This window comes from Mycolicibacterium komossense (assembly GCF_025822605.1).
Taxonomy (GTDB): domain Bacteria; phylum Actinomycetota; class Actinomycetes; order Mycobacteriales; family Mycobacteriaceae; genus Mycobacterium; species Mycobacterium komossense.
Window position 1 is genome coordinate 456,417 of sequence record NZ_JACKTY010000012.1, and the last position, 23,303, is coordinate 479,719.

The 23,303-nt window shown below is 66.9% G+C and carries 23 protein-coding genes; 12 read left to right on the plus strand and 11 right to left on the minus strand.

Annotation, left to right across the window (positions count from 1 at the left end; translation table 11 throughout):
• Positions 1 to 80: 80 nt before the first annotated feature.
• The gene (locus tag H7J73_RS04120; RefSeq protein WP_264065937.1) at positions 81 to 875 is read right to left on the minus strand and encodes a thioesterase family protein; all 795 of its coding nucleotides are present in this window, start codon (positions 873 to 875) and stop codon (positions 81 to 83) included.
• On the minus strand, positions 872 to 1,786 hold the full coding sequence (locus H7J73_RS04125; protein ID WP_264065938.1) for a RecB family exonuclease: 915 nt from the start codon (positions 1,784 to 1,786) through the stop codon (positions 872 to 874). The genes H7J73_RS04120 and H7J73_RS04125 overlap by 4 nt, the downstream gene beginning before the upstream one ends.
• An 85-nt stretch (positions 1,787 to 1,871) precedes the next feature.
• Here H7J73_RS04125 and H7J73_RS04130 point away from each other — a divergent pair, with 85 nt between their 5' ends.
• Positions 1,872 to 2,714 carry a tRNA (adenine-N1)-methyltransferase gene (locus H7J73_RS04130; RefSeq protein WP_264065939.1) on the plus strand — a complete coding sequence of 281 codons (843 nt, stop codon included), beginning with the start codon at positions 1,872 to 1,874 and terminating at the stop codon, positions 2,712 to 2,714.
• A gap of 9 nt (positions 2,715 to 2,723) precedes the next feature.
• Here H7J73_RS04130 and H7J73_RS04135 read toward each other — a convergent pair whose 3' ends face one another.
• From H7J73_RS04135 to H7J73_RS04145, 3 genes are read right to left on the minus strand one after another with little or no spacing between them, the layout of a single operon-like run.
• Positions 2,724 to 3,020, minus strand: coding sequence for a DUF503 domain-containing protein (locus H7J73_RS04135; protein ID WP_264065940.1), 297 nt, complete (start codon positions 3,018 to 3,020; stop codon positions 2,724 to 2,726).
• 7 nt (positions 3,021 to 3,027) lie between these two features.
• Positions 3,028 to 3,570, minus strand: a complete 543-nt coding sequence (gene lppK, locus H7J73_RS04140; RefSeq protein ID WP_494337792.1) for a lipoprotein LppK — start codon at positions 3,568 to 3,570, stop codon at positions 3,028 to 3,030.
• Between the two features lie 15 nt (positions 3,571 to 3,585).
• Complete coding sequence (locus tag H7J73_RS04145; protein ID WP_264065942.1) at positions 3,586 to 4,092, minus strand: MTB12 family secreted protein; 507 nt, start codon at positions 4,090 to 4,092, stop codon at positions 3,586 to 3,588.
• 146 nt (positions 4,093 to 4,238) lie between these two features.
• Here H7J73_RS04145 and arc point away from each other — a divergent pair, with 146 nt between their 5' ends.
• Positions 4,239 to 6,068 carry a proteasome ATPase gene (gene arc / locus H7J73_RS04150; RefSeq protein ID WP_264065943.1) on the plus strand — a complete coding sequence of 610 codons (1,830 nt, stop codon included), beginning with the start codon at positions 4,239 to 4,241 and terminating at the stop codon, positions 6,066 to 6,068.
• Between the two features lie 84 nt (positions 6,069 to 6,152).
• Here the strand turns inward: arc and H7J73_RS04155 are convergent, their stop codons facing one another.
• The gene (locus H7J73_RS04155) at positions 6,153 to 7,301 is read right to left on the minus strand and encodes a hypothetical protein (RefSeq protein ID WP_264065944.1); all 1,149 of its coding nucleotides are present in this window, start codon (positions 7,299 to 7,301) and stop codon (positions 6,153 to 6,155) included.
• Positions 7,302 to 7,310: 9 nt separating this feature from the next.
• Complete coding sequence (locus tag H7J73_RS04160; RefSeq protein WP_264065945.1) at positions 7,311 to 8,477, minus strand: hypothetical protein; 1,167 nt, start codon at positions 8,475 to 8,477, stop codon at positions 7,311 to 7,313.
• A 218-nt stretch (positions 8,478 to 8,695) separates the two neighbouring features.
• On the opposite strand from H7J73_RS04160, the gene dop reads away from it, so the two are divergent.
• The 4 genes from dop (at position 8,696) to prcA (ending at position 12,187) form a co-directional block, all read left to right on the plus strand.
• Positions 8,696 to 10,204 (plus strand): depupylase/deamidase Dop, encoded by a 1,509-nt coding sequence (gene dop, locus H7J73_RS04165; protein WP_264065946.1) that lies wholly within the window; start codon positions 8,696 to 8,698, stop codon positions 10,202 to 10,204.
• A gap of 125 nt (positions 10,205 to 10,329) precedes the next feature.
• A complete protein-coding gene (locus tag H7J73_RS04170; protein ID WP_264065947.1) occupies positions 10,330 to 10,521 on the plus strand; it encodes a ubiquitin-like protein Pup in 192 nt (63 codons plus the stop codon).
• Positions 10,518 to 11,399 carry a proteasome subunit beta gene (gene prcB, locus H7J73_RS04175; protein WP_264065948.1) on the plus strand — a complete coding sequence of 294 codons (882 nt, stop codon included), beginning with the start codon at positions 10,518 to 10,520 and terminating at the stop codon, positions 11,397 to 11,399. Before H7J73_RS04170 ends, prcB begins: the two co-directional genes overlap by 4 nt.
• Positions 11,396 to 12,187, plus strand: a complete 792-nt coding sequence (gene prcA / locus H7J73_RS04180; protein ID WP_264065949.1) for a proteasome subunit alpha — start codon at positions 11,396 to 11,398, stop codon at positions 12,185 to 12,187. The genes prcB and prcA overlap by 4 nt, the downstream gene beginning before the upstream one ends.
• A 57-nt stretch (positions 12,188 to 12,244) precedes the next feature.
• On the opposite strand, the gene H7J73_RS04185 is transcribed toward prcA, so the two are convergent.
• Genes H7J73_RS04185 through H7J73_RS04200 form a run of 4 tightly spaced genes read right to left on the minus strand, consistent with a single transcriptional unit; the run spans position 12,245 to position 15,550 of the window.
• Entirely contained in the window at positions 12,245 to 13,126 is an 882-nt protein-coding gene (locus tag H7J73_RS04185; RefSeq protein WP_264065950.1) for a universal stress protein, read from the minus strand.
• Positions 13,127 to 13,145: 19 nt separating this feature from the next.
• Complete coding sequence (locus H7J73_RS04190; protein WP_264065951.1) at positions 13,146 to 14,930, minus strand: alpha/beta hydrolase; 1,785 nt, start codon at positions 14,928 to 14,930, stop codon at positions 13,146 to 13,148.
• Positions 14,927 to 15,208 (minus strand): DUF7162 family protein, encoded by a 282-nt coding sequence (locus tag H7J73_RS04195; RefSeq protein WP_264065952.1) that lies wholly within the window; start codon positions 15,206 to 15,208, stop codon positions 14,927 to 14,929. Before H7J73_RS04195 ends, H7J73_RS04190 begins: the two co-directional genes overlap by 4 nt.
• Before the next feature lie 57 nt (positions 15,209 to 15,265).
• Positions 15,266 to 15,550 (minus strand): hypothetical protein, encoded by a 285-nt coding sequence (locus tag H7J73_RS04200; RefSeq protein ID WP_264065953.1) that lies wholly within the window; start codon positions 15,548 to 15,550, stop codon positions 15,266 to 15,268.
• Positions 15,551 to 15,707: 157 nt separating this feature from the next.
• On the opposite strand from H7J73_RS04200, the gene pafA reads away from it, so the two are divergent.
• The 6 genes from pafA to H7J73_RS04230 all read left to right on the plus strand — a co-directional run bounded on the left by pafA (position 15,708) and on the right by H7J73_RS04230 (position 23,290).
• Positions 15,708 to 17,066 carry a Pup--protein ligase gene (gene pafA, locus H7J73_RS04205; RefSeq protein ID WP_264065954.1) on the plus strand — a complete coding sequence of 453 codons (1,359 nt, stop codon included), beginning with the start codon at positions 15,708 to 15,710 and terminating at the stop codon, positions 17,064 to 17,066.
• Positions 17,067 to 17,101: 35 nt separating this feature from the next.
• Positions 17,102 to 18,100 carry a helix-turn-helix transcriptional regulator gene (locus H7J73_RS04210; protein ID WP_264065955.1) on the plus strand — a complete coding sequence of 333 codons (999 nt, stop codon included), beginning with the start codon at positions 17,102 to 17,104 and terminating at the stop codon, positions 18,098 to 18,100.
• 108 nt (positions 18,101 to 18,208) lie between these two features.
• On the plus strand, positions 18,209 to 19,183 hold the full coding sequence (locus H7J73_RS04215) for a helix-turn-helix transcriptional regulator (protein WP_264065956.1): 975 nt from the start codon (positions 18,209 to 18,211) through the stop codon (positions 19,181 to 19,183).
• Positions 19,184 to 19,242: 59 nt separating this feature from the next.
• A complete protein-coding gene (gene tatA, locus H7J73_RS04220; protein ID WP_264065957.1) occupies positions 19,243 to 19,509 on the plus strand; it encodes a Sec-independent protein translocase subunit TatA in 267 nt (88 codons plus the stop codon).
• Between the two features lie 60 nt (positions 19,510 to 19,569).
• A complete protein-coding gene (tatC, locus tag H7J73_RS04225) occupies positions 19,570 to 20,526 on the plus strand; it encodes a twin-arginine translocase subunit TatC (protein WP_264065958.1) in 957 nt (318 codons plus the stop codon).
• Positions 20,510 to 23,290, plus strand: coding sequence for a DEAD/DEAH box helicase (locus H7J73_RS04230; protein WP_264065959.1), 2,781 nt, complete (start codon positions 20,510 to 20,512; stop codon positions 23,288 to 23,290). The genes tatC and H7J73_RS04230 overlap by 17 nt, the downstream gene beginning before the upstream one ends.
• Positions 23,291 to 23,303 lie beyond the last annotated feature (13 nt).

The window sequence follows — 23,303 nt, forward strand, 5'->3', positions numbered from 1 at the left end:
GCGGCTCGAGGGCCAACGCGGCGGGGTCAGCGGGGGAGTCTGCTCGGTACGGGACGGCGCAGTCTCGACCAGACCGCTCGTCAGCGGCGCTGCACCAGCAAGGTCTGTGCGGTGGTGCCGATGAAGCCGTCGCGATCGAAGATCTCGGCGGTGGTCACCCCGATGCCGTCAGGTCCAATCGACCCACGTGCCCGCACGGCGAAGTCGTTGCCGCGCGGTAAGCGGTGCAGGTGCAACGCGGTGTCGGTGTTCATGAACACGTACTCATTCGGATCCAGTGCCGCGCCAACGCCATTGGCGGAATCGACCACGAGTGCGAGCCGCTGCACTTCGGTGGTGGATTCCGCGTCGACCAGCGGCAGCAGCGGACTCATCCAGGCCACCGATGCACCGTTGTCGGTGCCCCGCTGCCCGCGCCACTCGATGGACTCCAGATAACCCGGTGCACCCTGCCAACTGTGCGTGTCGGACTCTGGTGTCCCCTCGGTGATCGGGGGATGCCGGTCGGCGGCGACAGCGGCGGTGTCGCTGGGCGCCAACAGCCAGGCCGACAGCGTCGCGACCGACCGCCACTCACCGTTCGGGCGCTGCGCGGACATCTCGGCGTTGTGCAACGAGATGCGCGCACCCGGTCGCTGGACCCAGGACCGCACCCGCACCGGAGCCACCGGAATCGCGCCGAGGATATCGAGCAACAGTCGGCCGACCCGCTGCCCGGATTCGGCAGCCTGCTCCTCAATGAGCTTGGTCATCAGGGCCAGCGGCGGCGAGCCGTGTTGAATGCTCGAATCCCAGTTACTTGCAGTGTATTTCGTACTGTCGAAGACCTGATCATCATCGACAGAGGGTAACCGGCGGTAGTAGGGCTGGGTCATGCTGCTGCTTTCGACTGCTGCGGGACCGTCTCGTCATCCCCGATGGCGTCGCCCTCGTCGGGGTGCTGGGGCCAGCCCGGGTAGGGGGGAGGGGTGCCGCCGAATGCCGGGCAAAGCGCCTGGTGGGCACACCAACTACACATCTTCGACGGGTTGGGTCGGAAATCGCCTGTGGCACCGGCTGATTGGATAGCGCTCCAGATGGCCATCAATGTCTTCTCGAACCGGAGAAGTTCATCGAGTTCGGGGGTGTAATCCAGCAGTTGCCCGTCGGCGAGGTAGATGAGCCGCAGGCGGGTCGGCAGCACGCCGCGGGACCGAAACAGCGCCACCGCATAGAATTTCATCTGGAACATCGCCTTGAACTCGGCCAGTGCCCACGCTTCCGAGGGTGACTTACCGGTCTTGTAATCGACCACCCGCATCTCGCCGGTGGCCGCGACGTCGATGCGGTCGACGAATCCGCGCAGCAGCGTGCCGTCGGCGAGTTCCACCTCGACGCGTTGCTCACAGCTCTGGGGATCGAACCGGGTCGGATCCTCCAGCCGGTAGTAACCCAGCAGCAGCGTCTGGGCTTCGACCATCAACTGCGCCTGCACTTCCGCCGAGATGCCGTCGACCCGGTCCGGCTCGGTGGTGACGACCTGCTCCCAGGCCGGTCCGACGAGCGCCAACGCGGTGTCCTGGCCCCGCTGCGCGGCGGGCAAGCCGTAGAGCTGTTCCAGGGCAGCGTGCACGACGGTGCCGCGCAACTGCGCGGTCGACGGCGGCTCCGGCAGCCGGTCGATGGCCCGAAACCGGTAGAGCAGGGGGCACTGTTTGAAGTCCGCTGCCCGCGACGGCGACAGCGCCGGTCGCGAGACCGGGCGGGACGCAGGGTGGTCCCTGGGGGGATGCTGCTGGTCCGGCATGCCCTCGACTCTAGGCAGACCCCCTGACAAACCCGCGCAACCCCGGCGCCCGGCGGCAGCGCGTCTCCTGGCAGGCTGAACGGCTGTGTCGCTAACCGGTCCGTTCAACGTGGGAGACCGCGTCCAGCTCACCGACGGTAAGGGCAGGCACTACACCGTGCTGCTCAACCCCGGTGCGGAGTTCCACACCCATCGCGGTGCGATCGCCCACGACGCGATCATCGGGGTGCCCGAGGGCAGCGTGGTCAAGTCCACCAACGGCGATCAGTTCCTGGTGCTGCGCCCGCTGCTGATCGACTACGTGATGTCGATGCCTCGCGGGGCTCAGGTGATCTATCCCAAGGATGCAGCCCAGATCGTGCATGAGGGCGATATCTTCCCCGGCGCGAAGGTGCTGGAGGCCGGTGCCGGCTCGGGCGCCCTGACCTGCTCATTGCTGCGCGCCGTCGGCGAGCACGGCCAGGTGATCTCCTATGAATTGCGCGACGACCACGCCGTTCACGCCGACCGCAACGTCACGACTTTCTTCGGCGGGCACCCCGCCAACTGGGACCTCGTCATCGCCGACCTCAACGACTACGCCGGTCCTCAGGTAGACCGTGCGGTGCTCGACATGCTGTCGCCGTGGGACGTGCTGGAGACGGTCGCCGGGGCTCTGGTGCCCGGCGGAGTGCTGATCATCTACGTCGCGACCGTAACCCAGCTGTCCAAGACCGTGGAGGCCCTGCGTGAACAGCAGTGCTGGACCGAGCCGCGGTCCTGGGAAACGATGATGCGCGGCTGGAACGTCGTCGGTCTCGCCGTGCGCCCGCAGCACAATATGCGCGGGCACACCGCGTTCCTGATCTCGGCCCGCCGGCTCGCGCCGGGTACCGTCACGCCGACGCCGTTGCGGCGTAAGCGGCTGACGTCCACCAACGAGCTGTAAGGACGAGCTTCAGAAGTCGTCGCTGCGGACCAGTCCGCGGCGCACCGAGAGCAGTTCGATACCGGGCCGGGCGGCCACCAGGCGTTCGGCGGCATCCAGAATGTCCACCACGTGCTGACGTTCGCCGGCGACCGCGCCGAGCCCGATTCCGGCGCGGCGGTGCAGATCCTGGTCTCCGGTCTCGGCTGCAGAGACGCTGAATCGACGGATCAGTTCGGCCACGATCGGCCGGATTATCGAGCGTTTCGCTTTCAGCGAATGGACGTCGCCGAGGAGCAGGTCGAATTCCAGCCAGCCGATCCACATGGGCGGCTCAGCGAGTGGAAGTCGGCGTCGGGACGGCCGTACTGTTCGCCGCCTGGCCGCCGAGACTCAGGAGAAGGTCGGCCGTCTTCCGGGACAACTGCCAGGCGCCCGCCTTGGCGGTGAACTCCATCGGGAACGAAAACGGGCCGGCGCCGGCATCAGCGGGGGTCGCGGTGACGTTCGCCGTGACGTCGCCGGGGGTGTCGGGTGACCAGGCCACGTCGGTGGCGGTATACGCCATGGGCAGCATGCGATTGTCTTGCAGAGCCTTGGCGAATCTGTCGAGATCTGCCGCGTCAGTAGTGGTGGCGCCCTCCACGAGGGCCAGCTTGTCCGTGCCGGGCAGCGCCGGATCGGACAGTCGGTTCAGCAGGTCGATCAGCACCGAGGCCTCGGGCAGGCCGGTGGGTTGCGGAGCGGCTACCGGCGCACTGGCAGTCGTCGATGGCGCGGTGGACTCGGGTGCGTCCGGGGAACACCCGGATAGCCCAAGCGCCGCCACAATTGTGGCGGCGCTCAGGATGATTTTTAATGCCCTGCTGCGGTTGATGCCTGGCTACCTCAGTTAGTTGACCGAACCCAGCAGGTTCAGCGCCGATGCCTTCGAGACCAACCAGCCGCTGGGGCTGGGACCTGCGATGAACGTGATGTTCTGGGTAGCAGTACCGCCCGTCGCGGCGGTCGCGGTGACGTCCGCCGTGGCGATGCCACCGTTCTGGTCGATGTTGGCGATATTGAAGGTCAGTGGGAACGAGCCCTTGGCGGCTGCGTTGGCGTAGGCGCGGTCGGCGGCGATTCCTTCGATCCGACCAACACCACCCTCGACATAGGCCGACTTGGCACCGGAGAACGAACCGCCTCCGGCCAGTACGTTCAGGGTCTGCAGAAGCGGAGCCTGAAGTTCGGGTGCCGGCGTCTGCGGCATCGGGACGCCGAAAACAACGGATTGCACGGCAGGTGATGCAACCGACGCGCCCGATGCAACAGAAGTCACACCCACGGCCGCTGCTCCAGCGACCGCTGCTGCACTCAGGCAGGCGGCCACACCTGTGGCTAGGGATTTCAGGGTCACGGCTGTCCTCTCAATTAGCCCAACTCATTACAAAGGTTAACAGTGGTGCTGGTGTGTCGAATTCCTACACCACACACAAAGACTGAATCGCCGGTAGCTTTGAAGTTGTTACTGCACCAACACCAAGTGTTGGAGAGGAGCGCAATATGAGCGAGTCAGAGCGTTCTGAAGTCTTCGGAACCCCCATGCCCAGCGATGACGCTGCCGAGTTGGAAGAACTGCGCCGTGAGGCGGCGCTTTTGCGGGAGCAGTTGGAGGACGCGGTAGGCGCGCAGAGTGGGTTGCGAACCGCCCGCGATGTGCACCAGCTCGAGGCGCGTATCGACTCGCTCTCGGCCCGCAACGCCAAGCTGATGGACACCCTCAAAGAGGCCCGCCAGCAACTTTTGGCACTCCGTGAGGAGGTCGATCGGCTCGGGCAACCGCCCAGTGGCTACGGCGTACTGCTCGTCGCGCACGAGGACGACACGGTCGACGTGTTCACCTCCGGCCGCAAGATGCGGCTGACGTGCTCGCCGAACATCGATACCAAAGCGCTCAAGCAGGGCCAGACTGTGCGGCTCAACGAGGCACTGACTGTCGTCGAGGCAGGCAATTTCGAGGCCGTGGGCGAGATCAGCACATTGCGTGAGATCCTGGCCGACGGTCATCGTGCGCTTGTCGTCGGGCATGCCGATGAGGAGCGCATCGTCTGGCTGGCCGAACCGCTGATCAAGCAGGAAGACCTCCCGCCGGAGATCGCCGCCGGCCTGAGCGAAGCCGAGCTGAACCAGCGGCCGCGCAAGTTACGTCCCGGCGACTCGCTGCTGGTCGACACCAAGGCCGGTTACGCCTTCGAGCGCGTGCCCAAGGCGGAGGTCGAAGACCTGGTGCTGGAAGAGGTGCCCGACGTCAGCTATGAGGACATCGGCGGCCTGACGCGCCAGATCGAGCAGATTCGCGATGCCGTGGAATTGCCGTTCCTGCACAAGGACCTCTACCGCGAGTACTCGCTGCGGCCGCCCAAGGGGGTGCTGCTCTACGGTCCCCCCGGCTGCGGTAAGACCCTGATCGCCAAGGCGGTGGCGAACTCGCTGGCCAAGAAGATGGCCGAGGTTCGTGGCGAGGATGCCAGGGAAGCGAAGTCCTACTTCCTCAACATCAAGGGCCCCGAGCTGCTGAACAAGTTCGTCGGCGAGACCGAGCGGCACATCCGGTTGATCTTCCAGCGGGCCAGGGAAAAGGCCTCCGAAGGCACCCCGGTGATCGTGTTCTTCGACGAGATGGACTCGATCTTCCGTACTCGTGGAACCGGTGTCAGCTCCGACGTCGAAACCACCGTCGTCCCACAGCTGCTGTCCGAGATCGACGGCGTGGAAGGCCTGGAGAACGTCATCGTCATCGGCGCCTCCAACCGCGAGGACATGATCGATCCGGCGATCCTGCGGCCCGGCCGGCTGGACGTGAAGATCAAGATCGAGCGGCCGGATGCCGAGTCGGCACAGGACATTTTCAGCAAGTACCTGACCGAGGGCCTGCCCGTTCACGAGGACGATCTGGCCGAGTTCGGCGGTGATCGCGGGCTCTGCATCAAGGCGATGATCGAGAAGGTCGTCGACCGGATGTACGCCGAGATCGACGACAACCGGTTCCTGGAGGTCACCTATGCCAATGGTGACAAGGAAGTCATGTACTTCAAGGACTTCAACTCCGGTGCGATGATCCAGAACGTCGTTGACCGCGCGAAGAAGAACGCGATCAAGGCGGTGCTCGAAAGCGGTCAGCACGGTCTGCGTATCCAGCATCTGCTGGACTCCATCGTCGACGAGTTCGCCGAGAACGAAGACCTACCCAACACCACCAATCCCGATGACTGGGCTCGGATTTCGGGCAAGAAGGGCGAGCGGATCGTCTACATCCGCACGCTCGTCACCGGTAAGAGTTCGTCGGCCAGCAGGGCTATCGATACCGAGTCGAACCTGGGCCAGTACCTGTAGGTCCCACCGCGAGCAGACAGAAACTCCCCCTTTTCCGTCACGAAAAGGGGGAGTTTCTGTCTGCTCGCGCCACGTCGGGAGCGCTCACCGCGCTGGCAGGGTCCGATAACGGTTGCGAGCGGTCAGGGTCAGCCGCAGTTCGTCGATCAGCGGGTCGAGAAACCTGGCCCGGTACTCCCCGTCGCCGACGGCCTTGGCACTGACGTACATGAAGGTCAGTCCACCGAGAAACATCGTGGTCTGGATCAGCGCTTGCGGCACCGGCAGTGTCATACCGAGCAACTCGCCGTCGCTGGAGCCGCCGCGCGTCCATTCGCTGAGCAGCCGCGGGTTGAGCAGGATCAGGCCGAGCACGAAGAACACCCCCGCCGAAACCAGGGCGACGGTGGCGACCTGTACGACCTGGGATACGGCCAACACGAAGATCACATTCCAGCGTTCGCCGCGCGAAAGTGGCTCGCTGCCAACTGGATCCGCGATATCGGCGAACGGTGTGCCGGCCAGCCGCGCATCGTCGGAGTCGACGTGCTGGCCAGCTGCCGACAGCATGGGCCGGACCGCGTCCGCCGTGCTGGACGTCACGAAGGCGACGGCGATCAGCGCAAGGAACCCCAACGCCAGAGTCAGCCGGCCGCGCCCTACGTATTCGGCCATCAGCCAGACGTAGGTGTTGAAGAACACCAACACTGTCAGCAGCACCACCGGCAACGACCGCACGAACAACGTGCCGGCCAGCGCCAGGTCGTCGAGGGTGACCCGAGCGGCCCAGCTCAGGATCGACCCCACACCCGAAGCGGTGACGACCAGGATGACGCCGACACTTGCGGCCGCGATGACCGCATTGAGCAGCACCTGCGTCGTCGGCCCGCCGAAGAAGACCCCGATCACCACGACGATCAGTGAGACCCCCGCGGCAACCTCTCGGCTGCGAAGTGTCCGGATGCGCGAGACCAGCCAACCGGCGAGCGCGGCCAGCGGTACGACCAGCACCAGTAGTGCCAGGACGAACCACTCCGTCCTGGTCGGTTTGCCGTTGATATCGATGGTGTGTTTGTCCGTGATCGAGACGATGACCACCGACCACAACATGAACACGGCCAGCCCGGCCAGTGCGGGAGCCGACCGCGGCCAGAGGCGGCGGACCAGTGCGCCGGGGCGGAGCACAGCGGGCAGACCGTTGCCGAGGAACCAGGTTTCGGCCGCGCGCCGCTGCAGTACGTCAACTGGCGTCATGGCGGCACCCTAGCTGGGTTGGCGGCCGATGTGGGTGCGGTATCGGTTCCGGGCGACGAGGGTGAATCTCAGGTCGTCGATGAGGGGGTCGAGGAAGCTTTCGCGGTAGTCGCCGTCGCCGACGGCTCGGGCGCTGATGTACATGAACGTCAGCGCGCCGAGGAACATTGTGACGTGGATCAGCGGCTGCGGCACCGGTAGTTGCATGCCGAGCACGGTGCCCTCGGTCGGCCCGTTGTGGGTCCAGTCCGCCAGTACATCGGGGGACAGTGCCAACAGGCCCATGGTGAAAAAGATTGCGCAGGTCACGAATGCGACGGTGAGGATCTGCGCGATCTGTGACGCCGCCACCACGAAGATGACGTTGAAGCGTTCGAGACGGCTCAGGGGGACGGCCGTGTCCGGATCCGGCATCTCCTCGAACGGTGTCCCGATCAGCCGCGCGATGTCCTTGTTGCGCACTGTCTTCTTGGCCAGCATCGGCCGCACCCGATCGACGATGCCGGTCAGGAGGAACGCGCAGGCGATCAACACCATGAAATCGATGACCAGCCACATCCGGTCCCGGCTGATCTTCGTCGCCATCACCCACACGTAGCTGTTGAAGAACACCAAAACGGTCAGCAGGACCACCGGCAGCGCCCTGGCGAACAGCGTGCCGGCCGAGGCCAGATGCGATCCGGTCAGGCGGACCGCCCAGCCCAGCACCGAGCCGATACCCAGCCCGACCAACAGCATGACCACGACGATCGTCAGCACCGTCACCATGAGGAAGGTGAGATCGTCTGCCAATGCGCCCTGCAGAAAAGTGCAGGCGACGGCAATCGCAACAGCGATCAGCGCCGCCAGTCGACGGCCCCGGGTACTGGCCACCCGCGCTGTCAGCGCTCCGGTCGCGATCGTGGCGGGCACGATCAACACGATCAGCGCCAGGACCACGATGTCCCAGCCGCTCGGCGCGCCGTTGATGTTCACGCTGTCGGGATCGCCGTCTTCGCCCGGAAGCAGGTTGATGATCGACATCACGGCCATGAAGGTGGCGAAGGCGGTCAGGGCTGGCGCCGATCGCGACCACAGTCGGCGCCAGCGCGCTCGACGGGTCAGCACCACGGGCAATCCGCGCTTGAGGAACCAGCTTTCGGCCGCGACGCGTTCGGCAGCATCGGGGGAGATCACCGCGGTCACTTTAACGGCAGTTGCGTCGTTCAGCTGGCGACGAAAGCGACTCTCGCTCTCAGCCCGCATCCTCGCCCGTATCGTCGTCCCTCTACATCTATGGTCGGGCTCCTCAACGGCCTCGTTGCCTCTAGCCCGGCTCCTCAACGCGCTCGTTCCTCGCGCGCATCGTCGCCCGGGCGCCTCGCCCGTATCGTCGTCCCTCTACGCTGGGGCGCATGCAAAGGATTATCGGGACCGAGGTCGAGTACGGCATTTCCTCGCCGTCCGATCCGACCGCGAATCCCATCCTCACCTCGACACAAGCGGTGCTCGCCTATGCCGCGGCGGCCGGTATCCAGCGGGCCAAGCGCACCCGCTGGGATTACGAGGTGGAATCGCCGCTGCGCGACGCCCGTGGGTTCGACTTGAGCCGGTCGGCGGGGCCGCCGCCGGTGGTCGATGCCGACGAGGTCGGTGCCGCCAACATGATCCTGACCAACGGCGCCCGCTTGTATGTCGACCACGCCCATCCGGAGTACTCCGCGCCCGAGGTCACTGATCCGATCGACGCGGTGATCTGGGACAAAGCCGGCGAGCGGGTGATGGAAGCCGCCGCGCGTCACGTCGCCTCGGTGCCGGGAGCGGCCAAGCTGCAGCTGTACAAGAACAACGTCGACGGCAAGGGCGCGTCGTACGGCACGCACGAGAACTACCTGATGAGCCGGCAGACGCCGTTCTCGTCCATCATCGCGGGCTTCACGCCGTTCCTGGTGTCCCGGCAGGTGGTCACCGGATCCGGCCGCGTCGGCATCGGGCCCTCCGGTGATGAGCCCGGCTTCCAGCTGTCCCAGCGCGCCGACTACATCGAGGTCGAGGTCGGTCTGGAGACGACCCTCAAGCGCGGCATCATCAATACCCGCGACGAACCGCACGCCGACGCCGACAAGTACCGGCGGCTGCACGTCATCATCGGCGACGCCAACCTCGCGGAGACGTCGACCTATCTGAAGGTGGGCACCGCGTCGCTGGTGCTCGATCTGATCGAAGAGGGTCCAGCACATGGGTTGGACCTGTCCGATCTGGCGCTGGCGCGGCCGGTCCACGCCGTGCACGTCGTCAGCCGGGACCCAACGCTGCGCGCCACCGTCGCGCTGGCGGACGGCCGTGAACTGACTGCACTTGCGCTGCAACGGATTTACCTGGACCGGGTGGCCAAGCTGGTGGACAGCCGCGATCCTGATCCGGCCGCGTCCAAGGTCGTCGAGACCTGGGCGCACGTGCTGGACCTGTTGGAGCGGGATCCGATGGAATGCGCCGACCTGCTGGATTGGCCGGCCAAACTGCGCCTGCTCGACGGCTTCCGGCACCGGGAGAACCTGAGCTGGTCAGCTCCACGCCTGCACCTGGTGGATCTGCAGTACTCCGATGTCCGCCTCGACAAGGGGCTCTACAACCGCCTGGTCGCGCGCGGCTCGATGAAGCGACTCGTCACCGAACAGCAGGTGCTCGATGCCGTCGACAACCCGCCGACCGACACCCGGGCCTACTTCCGCGGTGAGTGTCTGCGCCGTTTCGGTGCGGATATCGCGGCCGCGAGCTGGGATTCGGTCATCTTCGATCTCGGCGGTGATTCGCTGGTCCGGATCCCGACGCTGGAGCCGTTACGGGGCAGCAAGGCCCATGTCGGTGCCTTGCTGGACTCTGTCAACAGCGCTGCCGAACTGGTGGAGCAGCTCACGAACTGATTTCCGAAAGGTCTCGGGTTCGAGCCCTACGCCCGGCGAATCGCCCGGTGACCGGTACTGTGGGGGAACCGGCGGAGCATCTTCAGAGCAACACGTAACCGCCGATGACAACGCAGGAGGCAGCGATGGCTCAGGAGCAGACGAAGAGTGGCGGTGGCAGCGATGATGACGACGTCACCGGCACCACGGCAGCGGGCCAAGAGCGTCGCGAGAAGCTGACCGAGGAGACCGACGATCTGCTCGACGAGATCGACGACGTCCTTGAAGAGAATGCCGAGGATTTTGTGCGCGCATACGTGCAAAAGGGCGGACAGTGACCTGGCCGTTCAGCGACCGCGCGGCCACCAGCTCACCACTTTCTGATCTCTCTTCGTTCTCAGATCTCCTGCGGCGACAGGCTCCTCATCTGTTGCCGACGGGTGCTGGGCATGTCGCCGGGTCGGGTGCTGATCTCCCGCACGGGACCACGATCGTGGCACTGAAATATCCCGGCGGCGTGTTGATCGCCGGCGATCGGCGAGCGACCCAAGGCAACATGATCGCCGGCCGCGATGTGCAGAAGGTGGCCATCGCCGACGACTACACCGCCACTGGTATCGCGGGTACGGCGGCGATCGCCGTCGAGTTCGCCCGGCTGTATGCCGTCGAGCTGGAGCATTACGAGAAAGTCGAAGGCGTGCCGCTGACGTTTCGCGGCAAGGTGAACCGGTTGGCGATCATGGTGCGCGGCAACCTCGGTGCGGCCTTGCAGGGGTTCGTTGCCCTGCCGTTGCTGGTTGGCTACGACCTGGCGGACCCGGACCCGCGCAACGCGGGCCGCATCGTGTCCTTCGACGCCGCCGGCGGCTGGAATATCGAGGTCGAGGGATACCAGTCGGTGGGCTCGGGCTCGATCTTCGCGAAATCGTCGATCAAGAAACTGTATTCGCGTGTGACCGACGCCGAATCCGCGCTGCGGGTGGCCATCGAGGCGCTCTACGACGCGGCCGACGACGACTCCGCCACCGGTGGACCCGATTTGGTGCGGGGGATCTACCCGACCGCGGTCACCATCGGCGCGGAGGGGGCCGACGACGTGGCCGAGGAGCGGATCGCCGAACTGGCCCGTGAGGTCATCGCCGACCGTTCGCGCGCCGACACATTCGGTCCAGGCGACAGCGTAGGCATCAACGAAGCACCACGAGCGGACTCATGAGCTTTCCCTATTTCATCTCGCCCGAACAGGCGATGCGCGAGCGCAGCGAACTCGCGCGCAAAGGTATCGGCCGCGGTCGCAGCGTGATCGCCTTGGCCTACGCCGGTGGTGTGCTGTTCGTGGCGGAGAACCCGTCGCGGTCCCTGCAGAAGGTCAGCGAACTCTACGACCGGGTCGGTTTCGCCGCGGTCGGTCGCTTTAACGAGTTCGACAACCTGCGGCGTGGCGGTATCCAGTACGCCGACACCAAGGGCTATGCCTACGACCGGCGCGATGTGTCGGGGCGGCAGTTGGCCAACGTCTACGCCCAGACCCTCGGCACCATCTTCACCGAGCAGGCCAAGCCGTATGAGGTCGAGCTGTGCGTGGCCGAGGTCGCTCATTACGGCGAGACCAAGGCGCCGGAGCTTTACCGCATCACCTACGACGGATCCATCGCCGACGAGCCACATTTCGTGGTGATGGGCGGCACGACCGAACCGATCATCACCGCGTTGAAGAACACCTACGCGGAGAACGCGGATCTTGCGGACGCCGTGAAGATCGCGGTCGACGCGCTACGGGTCGGGATCGCCAGCAGCGGTACACCGAGTGGATCGGGTTCGGGCTCCGGTTCGGGATCGGCTGAGCCACGCACGCTGGATGTTTCGACACTCGAGGTCGCGATCCTCGATGCCAACCGGCCGCGACGGGCGTTCCGCCGGATCACCGGTGCCGCACTGGAACCCTTACTGCCGCAAGCCGATTCAGAGGCTGAGGGCACCGGCGATTCAGCGACCTCCGGCTAGGCAGGCCCGGAGGTCGAGGCTGAGCCCATTGCGTTCGCGAAGGCGGGGGCCAGCGCACTATCGGACGATCAGCACCGGACATTCGGCGCGGTGCAGGACGCTCTGGCTGACCGAGCCGAGCGTGGCCCCGGTGATCCCACCGCTGCCGTGGCTGCCGACTACCACCAGCTGAGCATCGCCGGACAGTTCGACCAGCCCCTTGGCCGGGCTGATATCCCGGAACACCTCGGTCACATGGGCATTCGGATACGTGCGCGCGAACGGCGCGACCAACTCGTCCATCCGTTGGCGCTGCTGGGTCTGCAGCATGTCCAGTAAGTTCCAGTCCATCAGCCCCTGGCTGTAGCCCAGCCCCACCGCCGCGGTGATCTCCCACATGTGCACCACGGTCAGCGGCGCATGCAATGTGCGCGCAACCTCGAAGGCCGCGGCCAGTGCCCTGGCGGAACCGTCGGATTCGTCGATCCCCACCACCACCGGTAGCGGCTTCCCAGTCCGGCGGGCCGCCGGCTCACGCCAGGCCAGCACCGGGCACAGCGCGCCGTGCGCGATCCGGATGGCGTGTGGGCCCAACACCCGATGCTCGTCGGAGCCAGCGCCGACCACGACGAGGCGGGCGTCGTCGGACGCTTCCTGCAGGGCCACGGTCACCGATTTCTTCACGATCGTGGTCTGCACCCCGAGCTGGGGATGGGTGGACTTCACGGCTTCCTCGGCGACGGCCAGCACGGCGTCGGTGCCTTCGGCCGTTATCGAGGGGCTGTCGGTGGTGAAATGCCAGTCCAATCGGGGGACCGCATGCAGCAACACCAGCGGGGCCGCGCTTTTCGCGGCGAAGTCGGCTGCCCACCGGGCGGCGCCGAGCGCGGCCTCGGATCCGTCGATTCCCACCACAACTTCTGAGCCCCCGTGCAGGGCACCTCCGACTTCGCTGTCCATCGGTGCAGACTAGCTGCCGTCAGCGCACCTGTATCAGCCCACGGTCACCGGTGATGACGCCCAGGATGTTGCGCCAGGCGTCAGACGGTTCGCTCAGCACATCGCTGTGCGCGGCCAGCCCGGACATCACGGTGCCGTCCAGTCGGTGTCCGGTGTCCAAGCGGATGACGCCGGGCATCTCGTCGGGGTCGGCACCGTGGGGTCCGGTCGGAAAACCCTGGACCGCTTCGATCGGGTCACCCGGCGCGGTCATCGAGAAGCGCAGCACGTGTGGGTTGCGGTTGTGCCAGTCGCCGGGATCGTGCACGCCCACACCGGCGCCGGCCGCCTCGACGTAGAGGGTGCGGTCGGCGGTCAGACCGAGGCTTTCGGCGGTGCCGAGAATGGAACCGCCGTAGGAATGCCCGATGAAGGTGACCGGGATCCGTTGTCCGGTGGTGGTTTCCGTGCCGGCGAGCGTGCGTTCGACGTCCTCGCTGAACGCCACCAGTCTCGGCGCCATCTCCAGGGCAAACCGCGGTTCGGCGGCGTTGAGCAGGCCGGTGACCGGACCGCCGGTGGGGAACGGGCCGCCCAGATAGGTGATCATCGCGACGCTGCCACGCCCGGCCGCGACGAATCTGCGGGCGGTTTCCGTCGTGCCCGCCGACCCGATGATGGTGGTGTTCAGTCCGGGTACGAGCACGCCGACACTCGTGGCGCTGTGCAGGTCTCCGATCAACTCGACCAGCGATGCGCGGGCCGGGTCGAACGCCAGGATCTGACGCGGCCTCATCGACTCTGACGCCGGGCCTTCGCGGCGGCCCGGATCCGGTACCTCCGCCAGCAGTCCCTGATAGAAGGCGATGTGGCGGCGGGCGTCGGCGTCGTGTGCGCCGATCGCGGCGGCCCGCAGCCCCGCATCGGCGTGCGCCGCCACCCACATCCGTTCCGCGCTCGCCGGGTCGAGGTGCTGGGCCGCAATGGCCTGACCCAGCACGCGCCGGAGCTTGTCGTCGTCAGGGCGGTCGATGGTGCGCCGCTGGTCGAGGATGGCGTCGGCGATATTGATCCGGTTGGCGGCGATTCGCATCTCCCACGGCGCCCCGTCGGTGTTGCCCACCTGCGCGGGCATCGTGTCGATCAGGTGTTGCCGCTGTGCTGGGGTCATCGCCGCGATCTGGCCGGCGATGCGGTCTTGGCTCATCGACGGCCAGGCCGCGACGATCGCGGCGTCCGCCACCGGCCCCACCCCGGCCGGTCGCGTGTGCGCCGGGCCCTGATCTGTCGCCGCCGCACGGACGTCGAAGGCCTGGTCGATATCGTGGGCGGTTTCGGTGTCCGCCGCCCCGAGCCGATCCAGAGCGGTGCGCAGCAGATCGGTGAGTTCGGTTGCGCGCATTGCCATCATGAGCTGGGCCACCCGCTCGTCGCCGCCGGAGGTCAGGCGCAATAGGGGTGCGGCGTCACCGTCGGGCGGTGCCACGGTGCCGTCGTCGGCAACCCGGTACCCATCGGCGTCGGAGAGCACCGCCAGGACCTCGTCGCGCGCCGCGGCGATCCGGGCGGCGCCGTCGCGGGCGGCCACCGCCGCGGCGACGAACCCGCGGGTCATCGCCGTCGCCGCCATCTGAGCCGAGGCGAGCCGCTCCCATCCGGTGGCGGCTGCGGTGCCGGCCCAGCCGTCGCGGCCCTCATCGGCGCTGCGACGGAGTTCGTCGACCTCGGTCTGCAGGTGTCCGGCCGCGTCATCCCAGGCGTCGGCGACCTCGCGGAGTCTCTCCGGTCGCCACTGCCGTGCCTGGGTGACCGTCGGTCGGGTCATGGCCGGTCGAGGCGGGCCATACTGTTCTGCTCGGCAGTCGCGAAGGCACTGGCCGCTATTCGAGCCGCCGTCGCCCAGCCCCGCAGCTGCCCCACCACGTCCTCGAGTCGGACGGCGACCACGGCGGGCGCAGCGATACCGCCTACCGCGGAGCCGGCGAGGTCCTCCGCGTGCAATCCTGCGCATCGGTATCGGTCGATGGCGTCGGCGGCACGGTCGACCCGATTGGCGACGACACGGAGGCGGGGCAGGTCAGCGGTGAGCGGTGTTTCGGCCATAACGCATGGTGGCCGGAGCGCGACGGCCCCGCCGACAGCCATCCACAGGCCGCTTGGCTAACTTGCCGGCGGGGTGTCCCTGAGCCTGACGAGGAGCGTGCGCAACCGGTCTTCCGCGTCGCAGCCGGCATACGCGTTGAGCCAGGCGTTGGCGCGGGTGAGTAGGTCGGGTATCAGCGCGGATTCCAGCTGCTGGGCGCACGACAGCAGGTGCTCGATCGCCCCGTAGGTGTCGCCCGCACCGATCTTGGCGTAGATATCTGCCCGGTCCGCAGCGGTGAGCACCGCATCGACAGCGGCCGCGAGGTCCCACGCCAGGTCGTATTCAGCGGTACTTTCCACCTCTCAATCATCCTGGTAACCGGGTAATTTGGCAGGACGAGCCGGGGCGTTGGCCAGCTGTTCAGGTGGTGGCAACGGCGATGACGGGCCAGCGGAGCCAGGCTGGTTCGGCGCGCTTGCCCACCGCGGCGACGGGCCAACCAGTACGCTCGAATATGTGCAGCGACGAATCATGGGGATCGAGACCGAATTCGGTGTCACCTGCACGTTCCACGGTCACCGACGGCTCAGCCCCGACGAGGTCGCACGCTACCTGTTTCGCAGAGTGGTGTCGTGGGGCCGCAGTTCAAACGTTTTCCTCCGCAATGGCGCACGGCTCTATCTCGATGTGGGCAGCCACCCCGAGTACGCCACCGCCGAATGCGACAGCCTGCACCAGCTCGTCACCCACGATCGCGCGGGTGAGCGGGTCCTGGAAGACCTGCTCATCGACGCCGAGCAGCGGTTGGCCGACGAGGGCATCGGCGGGGACATCTACCTGTTCAAGAACAACACCGACTCGGCAGGCAACTCGTATGGCTGCCACGAGAACTATCTGATCGTGCGGGCCGGCGAATTCTCCCGGATATCGGATGTGCTGCTGCCGTTCCTGGTCACCCGCCAGTTGATCTGCGGCGCAGGCAAGGTACTGCAGACACCTAAAGCCGCCACCTTCTGCCTGAGCCAGCGCGCCGAACACATCTGGGAAGGCGTCTCCAGCGCCACCACCCGGTCACGGCCCATCATCAACACCCGCGACGAACCACATGCCGACGCCGAGAAGTACCGCCGCCTGCACGTCATCGTCGGCGACTCCAACATGTGCGAGTCCACCACCATGCTCAAGGTGGGCACCGCCGCGCTGGTGCTGGAGATGATCGAAGCCGGCGTTCCGTTCCGCGACTTCTCCCTGGACAACCCGATCCGGGCCATCCGCGAGGTCAGTCACGACCTCACCGGCCGCCGCCCGGTCCGCCTCGCCGGCGGCCGCCAGGCCAGCGCGCTGGACATCCAGCGGGAGTACTACGCCCGCGCAGTCGAACACCTGCAGACCCGCGAACCCAACCCGCAGGTAGAACAGGTCGTCGACCTGTGGGGTCGGCAACTTGACGCGATGGAGAGTCAGGATTTCGCCAAAGTCGACACCGAGATCGACTGGGTGATCAAGCGCAAGCTGTTCCAGCGTTACCAGGACCGCTACAACATGGAGCTGTCCGACCCGAAGATCTCTCAGTTGGACCTGGCCTATCACGACATCAAGCGCGGCCGCGGCGTGTTCGATCTGCTGCAGCGCAAGGGTCTGGCCGCCAGGATCACCACCGACGAAGAGATCGACGAGGCCGTCGACACACCGCCACAGACCACCAGAGCGAAGTTGCGCGGCGAATTCATCAGCGCCGCACAGGATGCGGGTCGGGATTTCACCGTCGACTGGGTGCACCTCAAGCTCAACGACCAGGCTCAGCGCACAGTGCTGTGCAAGGACCCCTTCCGTGCCGTCGACGAACGCGTGAAGCGACTCATCGCCAGCATGTAAGCGTCGGGAGTCTTCGGACCCCTAAGGTTGGATGAGTGGGGACCTCCAAAGTCGAGCGGTTGATGAACCTTGTCATCGCGCTGCTGTCGACACACGGCTACATCACCGCCGAGCGGATCCGCACGAATGTGGCCGGCTACGCCGACAGTCCCAGTGACGAGGCGTTCTCGCGGATGTTCGAGCGCGACAAGAACGAGTTGCGTGACCTGGGCATCCCGCTCGAGACGGGCCGGGTATCCGCGTTCGACCCCACCGAGGGCTACCGGATCAACCGCGACGCCTACGCCTTGCCTGATATCGCGTTGACCCCCGACGAGGCCGCCGCGATCGCCGTCGCCGCGCAGCTGTGGGAATCGCCCGAACTGGTCACCGCGGCCCAGGGGGCGGTACTCAAACTGCGTGCCGCCGGCGTCGACGTCGACCCGGTGGACACCGGCGTCGAGGTCGCGGCCCCGTCGGGTATGCCGGGACTGCGCGGCTCCGAGGATGTCCTCGGTGTCCTGTTGTCGGCGATCAATTCCGGTCAGGCTGTGCAATTTCCGCATCGCTCGTCGCGGACCGAGCCCTACACCGTGCGCACTGTCGAGCCGTGGGGCGTGGTCACCGAGAAGGGGCGCTGGTACCTCGTCGGGCACGACCGTGATCGCGATGCGACGCGGACGTTCCGGCTGTCGCGGATCGGCGCCGAGGTCACCCCGGTCGGCCCGACCGGTGCGGTGACTCGCCCCGACGGGGTAGATCTGCGCGGCATCGTCGCCCAGGTGATCGGGGAAAGCCCCAGCGGTGTGCTGGCCAGGGTCTGGGTGGCCGACGGCCGGGCCACTGCGCTGCGGCGCGCCGGAACGTCGTTGGGGCCCAGCCAGCTCGGCGAGCGCGCTGGGGAGATCGTCGAAGTCGATATCGGCCCGCGGGACCGGTTGGCCCGCGATATCGCCGGTTACGGCGCCGACGCCGTTGTGCTTGAGCCGCAATCACTTCGGGATGACGTCGTCGAGCGCTTGAGGGCACAGAGCGAGGGAGTGGATCGCGCATGAGGGCCCAGCGAGTAGCGAGCGCGCGAGGAACGAGCGGGGGAGTGGATCGCGCATGAGGGCCCAGCGAGTAGCGAGCGCGCGAGGAACGAGCGGGGGAGTGGATCGCGCATGAGTCCCGTATCGACCCGGCTGGTCCGGCTGCTCAACATGGTGCCGTACTTCCAGGCCAACCCACGGATCACCTATGCCGAGGCGGCGGCCGACCTCGGGGTCAGCACCAAACAGCTGCGCGAGGACCTCAACCAGCTGTGGATGTGCGGCCTGCCCGGTTACGGCCCCGGCGACCTGATCGATTTCGAGTTCTCCGGTGACACCATCGAGGTGACGTTCTCCGCCGGTATCGACCAGCCGTTGCGGCTGACCTCACCTGAGGCCACCGGGCTTTTGGTGGCGCTGCGCGCGCTGGTCGACGTGCCCGGCGTGGTCGACCCGGCCGCCGCCCGCAGCGCGATCGCCAAGATCGAGTCGGCGGCGGGCACCGTCGCGCACGGTTCGGGCGCGGCATCGGCCGAGTCGGAGCCCGCCCCCGTCGAGAACCAGGTCGCCGGCGCCGTCCGGGAGGCGGTACGCGCGGGTAAGGCCTTGACCATCGAGTACTACTCGGCCTCGGGGGACACCCTGTCGAGCCGGACCGTGGACCCGATCCGGGTGCTCCTGGTCGGCGATTACAGCTATCTGGAGGCGTGGTCGCGCGAGGCCGAGGGTGTGCGGCTGTTCCGGTTCGATCGGATTGTCGACGCCCGGGCCCTCGACGAGCCGTCAGCTCCGCCGGAACCTGCACTGCAGGGTCCACCGGACACCTCGCTGTTCGACGCCGACCCGGCGCTGCCGTCGGCGACGCTGCGGGTGGCGCCCTCGGCGTCGTGGATGCTCGAGTACTACCCGATGCGGGTGCTGCAGGAATTACCGGACGGCTACTGCGAGGCGGCGATGACTTACGCCTCGGAGGATTGGATGACGCGGCTGGTGCTCGGATTCGGTTCCGCAGTGACGGTGTTGGCGCCGGAATCGCTGGCCATCCGGGTGCGCGAGGCCGCAACCGCGGCGTTGCGGGCCTATTCCGCCGGTCCGCGGTCCGGCTAGTTGCCCTGTCCCTGGGGTACCATCGAGGCCGAGTGGTACAGGTATGGAGGTAACCAATTATGGGCGGTCTCAGTCCGTGGCACTGGGCAATTCTTGCCGTTGTGATCATCCTGCTCTTCGGTGCGAAGCGGTTGCCTGACGCAGCGCGTTCGCTGGGTAAGTCGATGCGCATCTTCAAGTCCGAGGTCAAGGAGATGCAGAACGACGGAAAGGCCGAACCTTCGCCGGCGCCATCGCCTGCACCGATCCAGCCGGCCGTCACCCAGGTGCAGTCCGAGCGGGTCGACACTGCGGAGCCCAAGCCCACCGACGCGCGCCCGGCCTGAGCGCAGCAGCGTTAACCATCACTGGCGCACCGCGAGGTGCAGCGACACTGAATTCTGCTCGTGAAAACACCCGGTGTTCTGAAGCGGCTTGATCCACGTCGGCGTCGCAGTCACACGAATCCCGACGGCACGATGTCGCTCGTCGACCATATTCGCGAGTTGCGCGCCCGACTGCTGATTGCCACCGCGGGCGTCGCGCTGACCACGATCTTCGGGTTCGTCTGGTACAGCCACGGCTTCTTCGGTGTCGAAAGCCTCGGCGAATGGCTGCGGGCGCCGTACTGTTCGCTGCCGGCCTCGGCCCGCGCCGATATCAGTTCCGACGGCGGCTGCCGACTGCTGGCGACGGCGCCGTTCGACCAATTCATGCTGCGCCTGAAGGTCGGACTGCTGGCCGGCGTCGTGTTGGCCTGTCCGGTGTGGTTTTACCAAATCTGGGCGTTCATCACCCCTGGGCTCTACAAGAAGGAGCGCCGCTTCGCGGTCGCCTTCGTGACGTCGGCGGCGTTGCTGTTCTTCGCGGGCGCGGTACTGGCCTACATCGTGTTGTCGAAGGCGCTGCATTTCCTGTTGACGGTCGGCAGCGACGTGCAGGTCACCGCACTGTCCGGTGACCAGTACTTCAGCTTCCTGATCAACCTTCTGCTGGTCTTCGGGGTCGGGTTCGAATTCCCCCTGTTGATCGTGATGCTCAACCTCGTCGGAGTGCTGCCCTACGAGAAGCTCAAATCATGGCGCCGGGGCCTGATCTTCGGTGTCTTCGTCTTCGCCGCGTTCGCCACGCCGGGATCGGATCCGTTCTCGATGCTGGCGTTGGGCGCGGCGCTCACGGTGCTGCTCGAGCTCGCGATCCAGATCTCCCGGTTCAGCGACCGGCGCAAGGGGAAGCGCGAGGCGCTGGCCGAGGCCGCCCTGTCCGACGACGAGGCCGCCCCCATCGAGCCGCCGTCGCCGCCACCCACGGCTGCCAGCATCGCCGCCCGCCCCGAGGCGGCCACGTATGACGAATCCACCTGACACGCTGCCCGGCTCTTCTGAGCTGGCGCGGTTTGCCGCTGAGCTGCCGTTTGCGCTCGACGGTTTCCAGCAGCGGTCCTGTGAAGCCCTCGAGCGTGGGCACGGCGTGCTGGTCTGCGCCCCGACCGGAGCCGGCAAGACGGTGGTCGGTGAATTCGCCGTCCACCTGGCGCTGGCGGCCGGGCGGAAGTGCTTCTACACCACCCCGATCAAGGCGCTGAGCAACCAGAAACACACTGATCTGGTTCGTCGGTACGGGCCGGAGCGGATCGGGCTGCTGACCGGTGACATGTCGGTCAACTCCGACGCACCGGTGGTGGTCATGACCACCGAAGTGCTGCGCAACATGTTGTACGCGAATTCTCCTGCGCTGCATGGTCTTTCACATGTGGTGATGGACGAGGTGCACTTCCTGGCTGATCGGATGCGCGGAGCGGTGTGGGAAGAGGTGATCCTGCACCTGCCCGAGGATGTGCGGCTGGTCAGCCTGTCGGCCACCGTGAGCAATGCCGAGGAGTTCGGTGGCTGGATCCAGACGGTGCGCGGCGACACCACCGTCGTCGTCGACGAACACCGTCCCGTCCCGCTGTGGCAGCACGTCCTGGTCGGTAAGCGGATGTTCGACCTGTTCGACTACGACGCTCGCTCTGCCGACAGCCAACTGCTGGTCGACCCCGATCTGGTCCGTCACATCGCGCACCGCCGCGAAGCCGAGCGGCTGACGGATTTCCGGCCGCCGAAGTCGGACCGCCGCGGCGGCCCCAACCGGAACCACCGGCCCACCCTGTACCGGCCACCGTCGCGGCCCGATGTCATCACGGCGCTCGACCAGGAAGGTCTGCTGCCGGCCATCACCTTCGTGTTTTCCCGGGCGGGCTGCGACGCCGCGGTGAAACAGTGCCTGCGATCCTCGCTGCGGTTGACCACGGATAAGGATCGCGCCCGCATCGCCGAGGTCATCGACCGCCGCTGCGGCGATCTTCCCGATTCGGACCTCGAAGTGCTCGGCTACTACGAGTGGCGCGAAGGCCTGCTGCGTGGTCTGGCCGCCCATCACGCGGGCATGCTGCCGATCTTCCGGCACACCGTGGAGGAGCTGTTCACCGCAGGCCTGGTCAAAGCGGTTTTCGCGACGGAAACCCTGGCGCTGGGGATCAACATGCCCGCCCGCACCGTGGTGTTGGAGCGCTTGGTGAAGTTCAACGGCGAACAGCACGCCCCGTTGACGCCGGGGGAGTTCACCCAGCTCACCGGCCGCGCGGGGCGCCGCGGTATCGACATCGAGGGCCACGCTGTCGTGCTCTGGCATCCCGACCTGGAACCTGCGGAGGTCGCGGGCCTGGCCTCGACCCGGACGTTCCCGCTGAAGAGCTCGTTCGCGCCGTCGTACAACATGACGATCAACCTGGTCCAGCAGATGGGGCCAGAAGCCGCCCGGCGCCTGCTGGAGCGTTCGTTCGCGCAGTATCAGGCTGACCGGTCGGTTGTCGGGTTGGTGCGCGGTGCTGAGCGTGGCGATCGGATGCTCGACGAGATCGCCTCGGAGCTCGGTGGCCCCGACAGTCCGATGATCGACTACGTTCGGCTGCGCGCGAAGATCTCCGAACGCGAGCGGGCCCAGGCCAGGGCGTCGCGGCTCCAGCGGCGCGGTGCCGCCACCGATGCGCTGGCCGCCCTGCGCCGCGGCGACATCATCACGATCACCCAGGGCCGCCGCGGCGGGTTGGCCGTCGTGCTCGAAGCGGCCATCGACAGCGATGATCCGCGGCCGCTGGTGCTGACCGAGGACCGGTGGGCCGGGCGCATCTCGTCGGCGGACTATTCCGGATCGGCGCCGCCACTCGGAACGATGGCGCTGCCCAAACGCGTCGAGCACCGGCAGCCGCGGGTGCGTCGGGATCTTGCCTCGGCACTGCGCTCCGCGGCGGCCGGGCTGTCGGTACCGTCGGCCAAGCGCAAGCGCGCAACGCCGGCAGACGAACTCGATATCGACCCTGAGCTGATCACGCTACGGGCGGCGATGCAGAGCCATCCCGCGCACCGGGTCGCCGACCGGGAAGCGCAGGCCCGCATCGGCGAACGGTATCTGCGGGTCGAACGTGACAATGCTGCGCTGCGGCAGAAGATCGCCTCGGCGACCAATTCGTTGGCCCGCACCTTCGACCGGATCGTCGGCCTGCTCACCGAGCGAGGATTCATCGACGCCCGCGACAGCGAGTCCCGAGATCTCAATGCCACCGACGATGGCCGGCTACTCGCTCGGATCTACAGCGAGAGCGATCTGTTGGTCGCAGAATGCCTGCGGACCGGGGCGTGGAACGGGCTCGCCCCCGCCGAGCTGGCCGCGGTGCTCTCGGCGGTGGTGTTCGAGACCCGCGGCAGCGACGGGCCCGTGTCGCAGGCACATGAGGTGCCGACCGCCGGTTTGCGCCGCGCGCTGGCGCAGACGCGGCGGCTGTCCGGGCAGCTGCGGGCCGACGAAATTCGCCACCGGATCACGCCGACCCGCGAACCCGACGAGGGCTTCGTCGCCGCCGTCTATCGCTGGGCCACCACCGGCGATCTGGCCTCCGCGCTGCAGGCCTCGGACGCGACCGGCTCCGGGACCCAGCTCTCCGCAGGCGATTTCGTGCGGTGGTGCAGGCAGGTCCTCGATCTCCTCGATCAGGTCCGCAACGCGGCACCGCACCCGCCGCTTCGGGCCGCCGCGAAACGCGCAATCGATGATGTCCGGCGCGGCGTCGTGGCTGTTGATGGCGGGTAGGGTGTCGGGAGCA

What these genes read in the sequence shown, in the direction of transcription:
- H7J73_RS04195 (WP_264065952.1), bottom strand. Translation starts at nt 15,208, where the DNA reads ATGGCCGAAACACCGCTCACCGCTGACCTGCCCCGCCTCCGTGTCGTC.
- H7J73_RS04155 (WP_264065944.1), bottom strand. Translation starts at nt 7,301, where the DNA reads ATGACGCCAGTTGACGTACTGCAGCGGCGCGCGGCCGAAACCTGGTTC.
- H7J73_RS04120 (WP_264065937.1), bottom strand. Translation starts at nt 875, where the DNA reads ATGACCCAGCCCTACTACCGCCGGTTACCCTCTGTCGATGATGATCAG.
- H7J73_RS04135 (WP_264065940.1), bottom strand. Translation starts at nt 3,020, where the DNA reads ATGTGGATCGGCTGGCTGGAATTCGACCTGCTCCTCGGCGACGTCCAT.
- tatA (WP_264065957.1), top strand. Translation starts at nt 19,243, where the DNA reads ATGGGCGGTCTCAGTCCGTGGCACTGGGCAATTCTTGCCGTTGTGATC.
- H7J73_RS04170 (WP_264065947.1), top strand. Translation starts at nt 10,330, where the DNA reads ATGGCTCAGGAGCAGACGAAGAGTGGCGGTGGCAGCGATGATGACGAC.
- arc (WP_264065943.1), top strand. Translation starts at nt 4,239, where the DNA reads ATGAGCGAGTCAGAGCGTTCTGAAGTCTTCGGAACCCCCATGCCCAGC.
- H7J73_RS04185 (WP_264065950.1), bottom strand. Translation starts at nt 13,126, where the DNA reads ATGGACAGCGAAGTCGGAGGTGCCCTGCACGGGGGCTCAGAAGTTGTG.
- H7J73_RS04230 (WP_264065959.1), top strand. Translation starts at nt 20,510, where the DNA reads ATGACGAATCCACCTGACACGCTGCCCGGCTCTTCTGAGCTGGCGCGG.
- dop (WP_264065946.1), top strand. Translation starts at nt 8,696, where the DNA reads ATGCAAAGGATTATCGGGACCGAGGTCGAGTACGGCATTTCCTCGCCG.
- prcA (WP_264065949.1), top strand. Translation starts at nt 11,396, where the DNA reads ATGAGCTTTCCCTATTTCATCTCGCCCGAACAGGCGATGCGCGAGCGC.
- H7J73_RS04215 (WP_264065956.1), top strand. Translation starts at nt 18,209, where the DNA reads ATGAGTCCCGTATCGACCCGGCTGGTCCGGCTGCTCAACATGGTGCCG.
- H7J73_RS04125 (WP_264065938.1), bottom strand. Translation starts at nt 1,786, where the DNA reads ATGCCGGACCAGCAGCATCCCCCCAGGGACCACCCTGCGTCCCGCCCG.
- H7J73_RS04190 (WP_264065951.1), bottom strand. Translation starts at nt 14,930, where the DNA reads ATGACCCGACCGACGGTCACCCAGGCACGGCAGTGGCGACCGGAGAGA.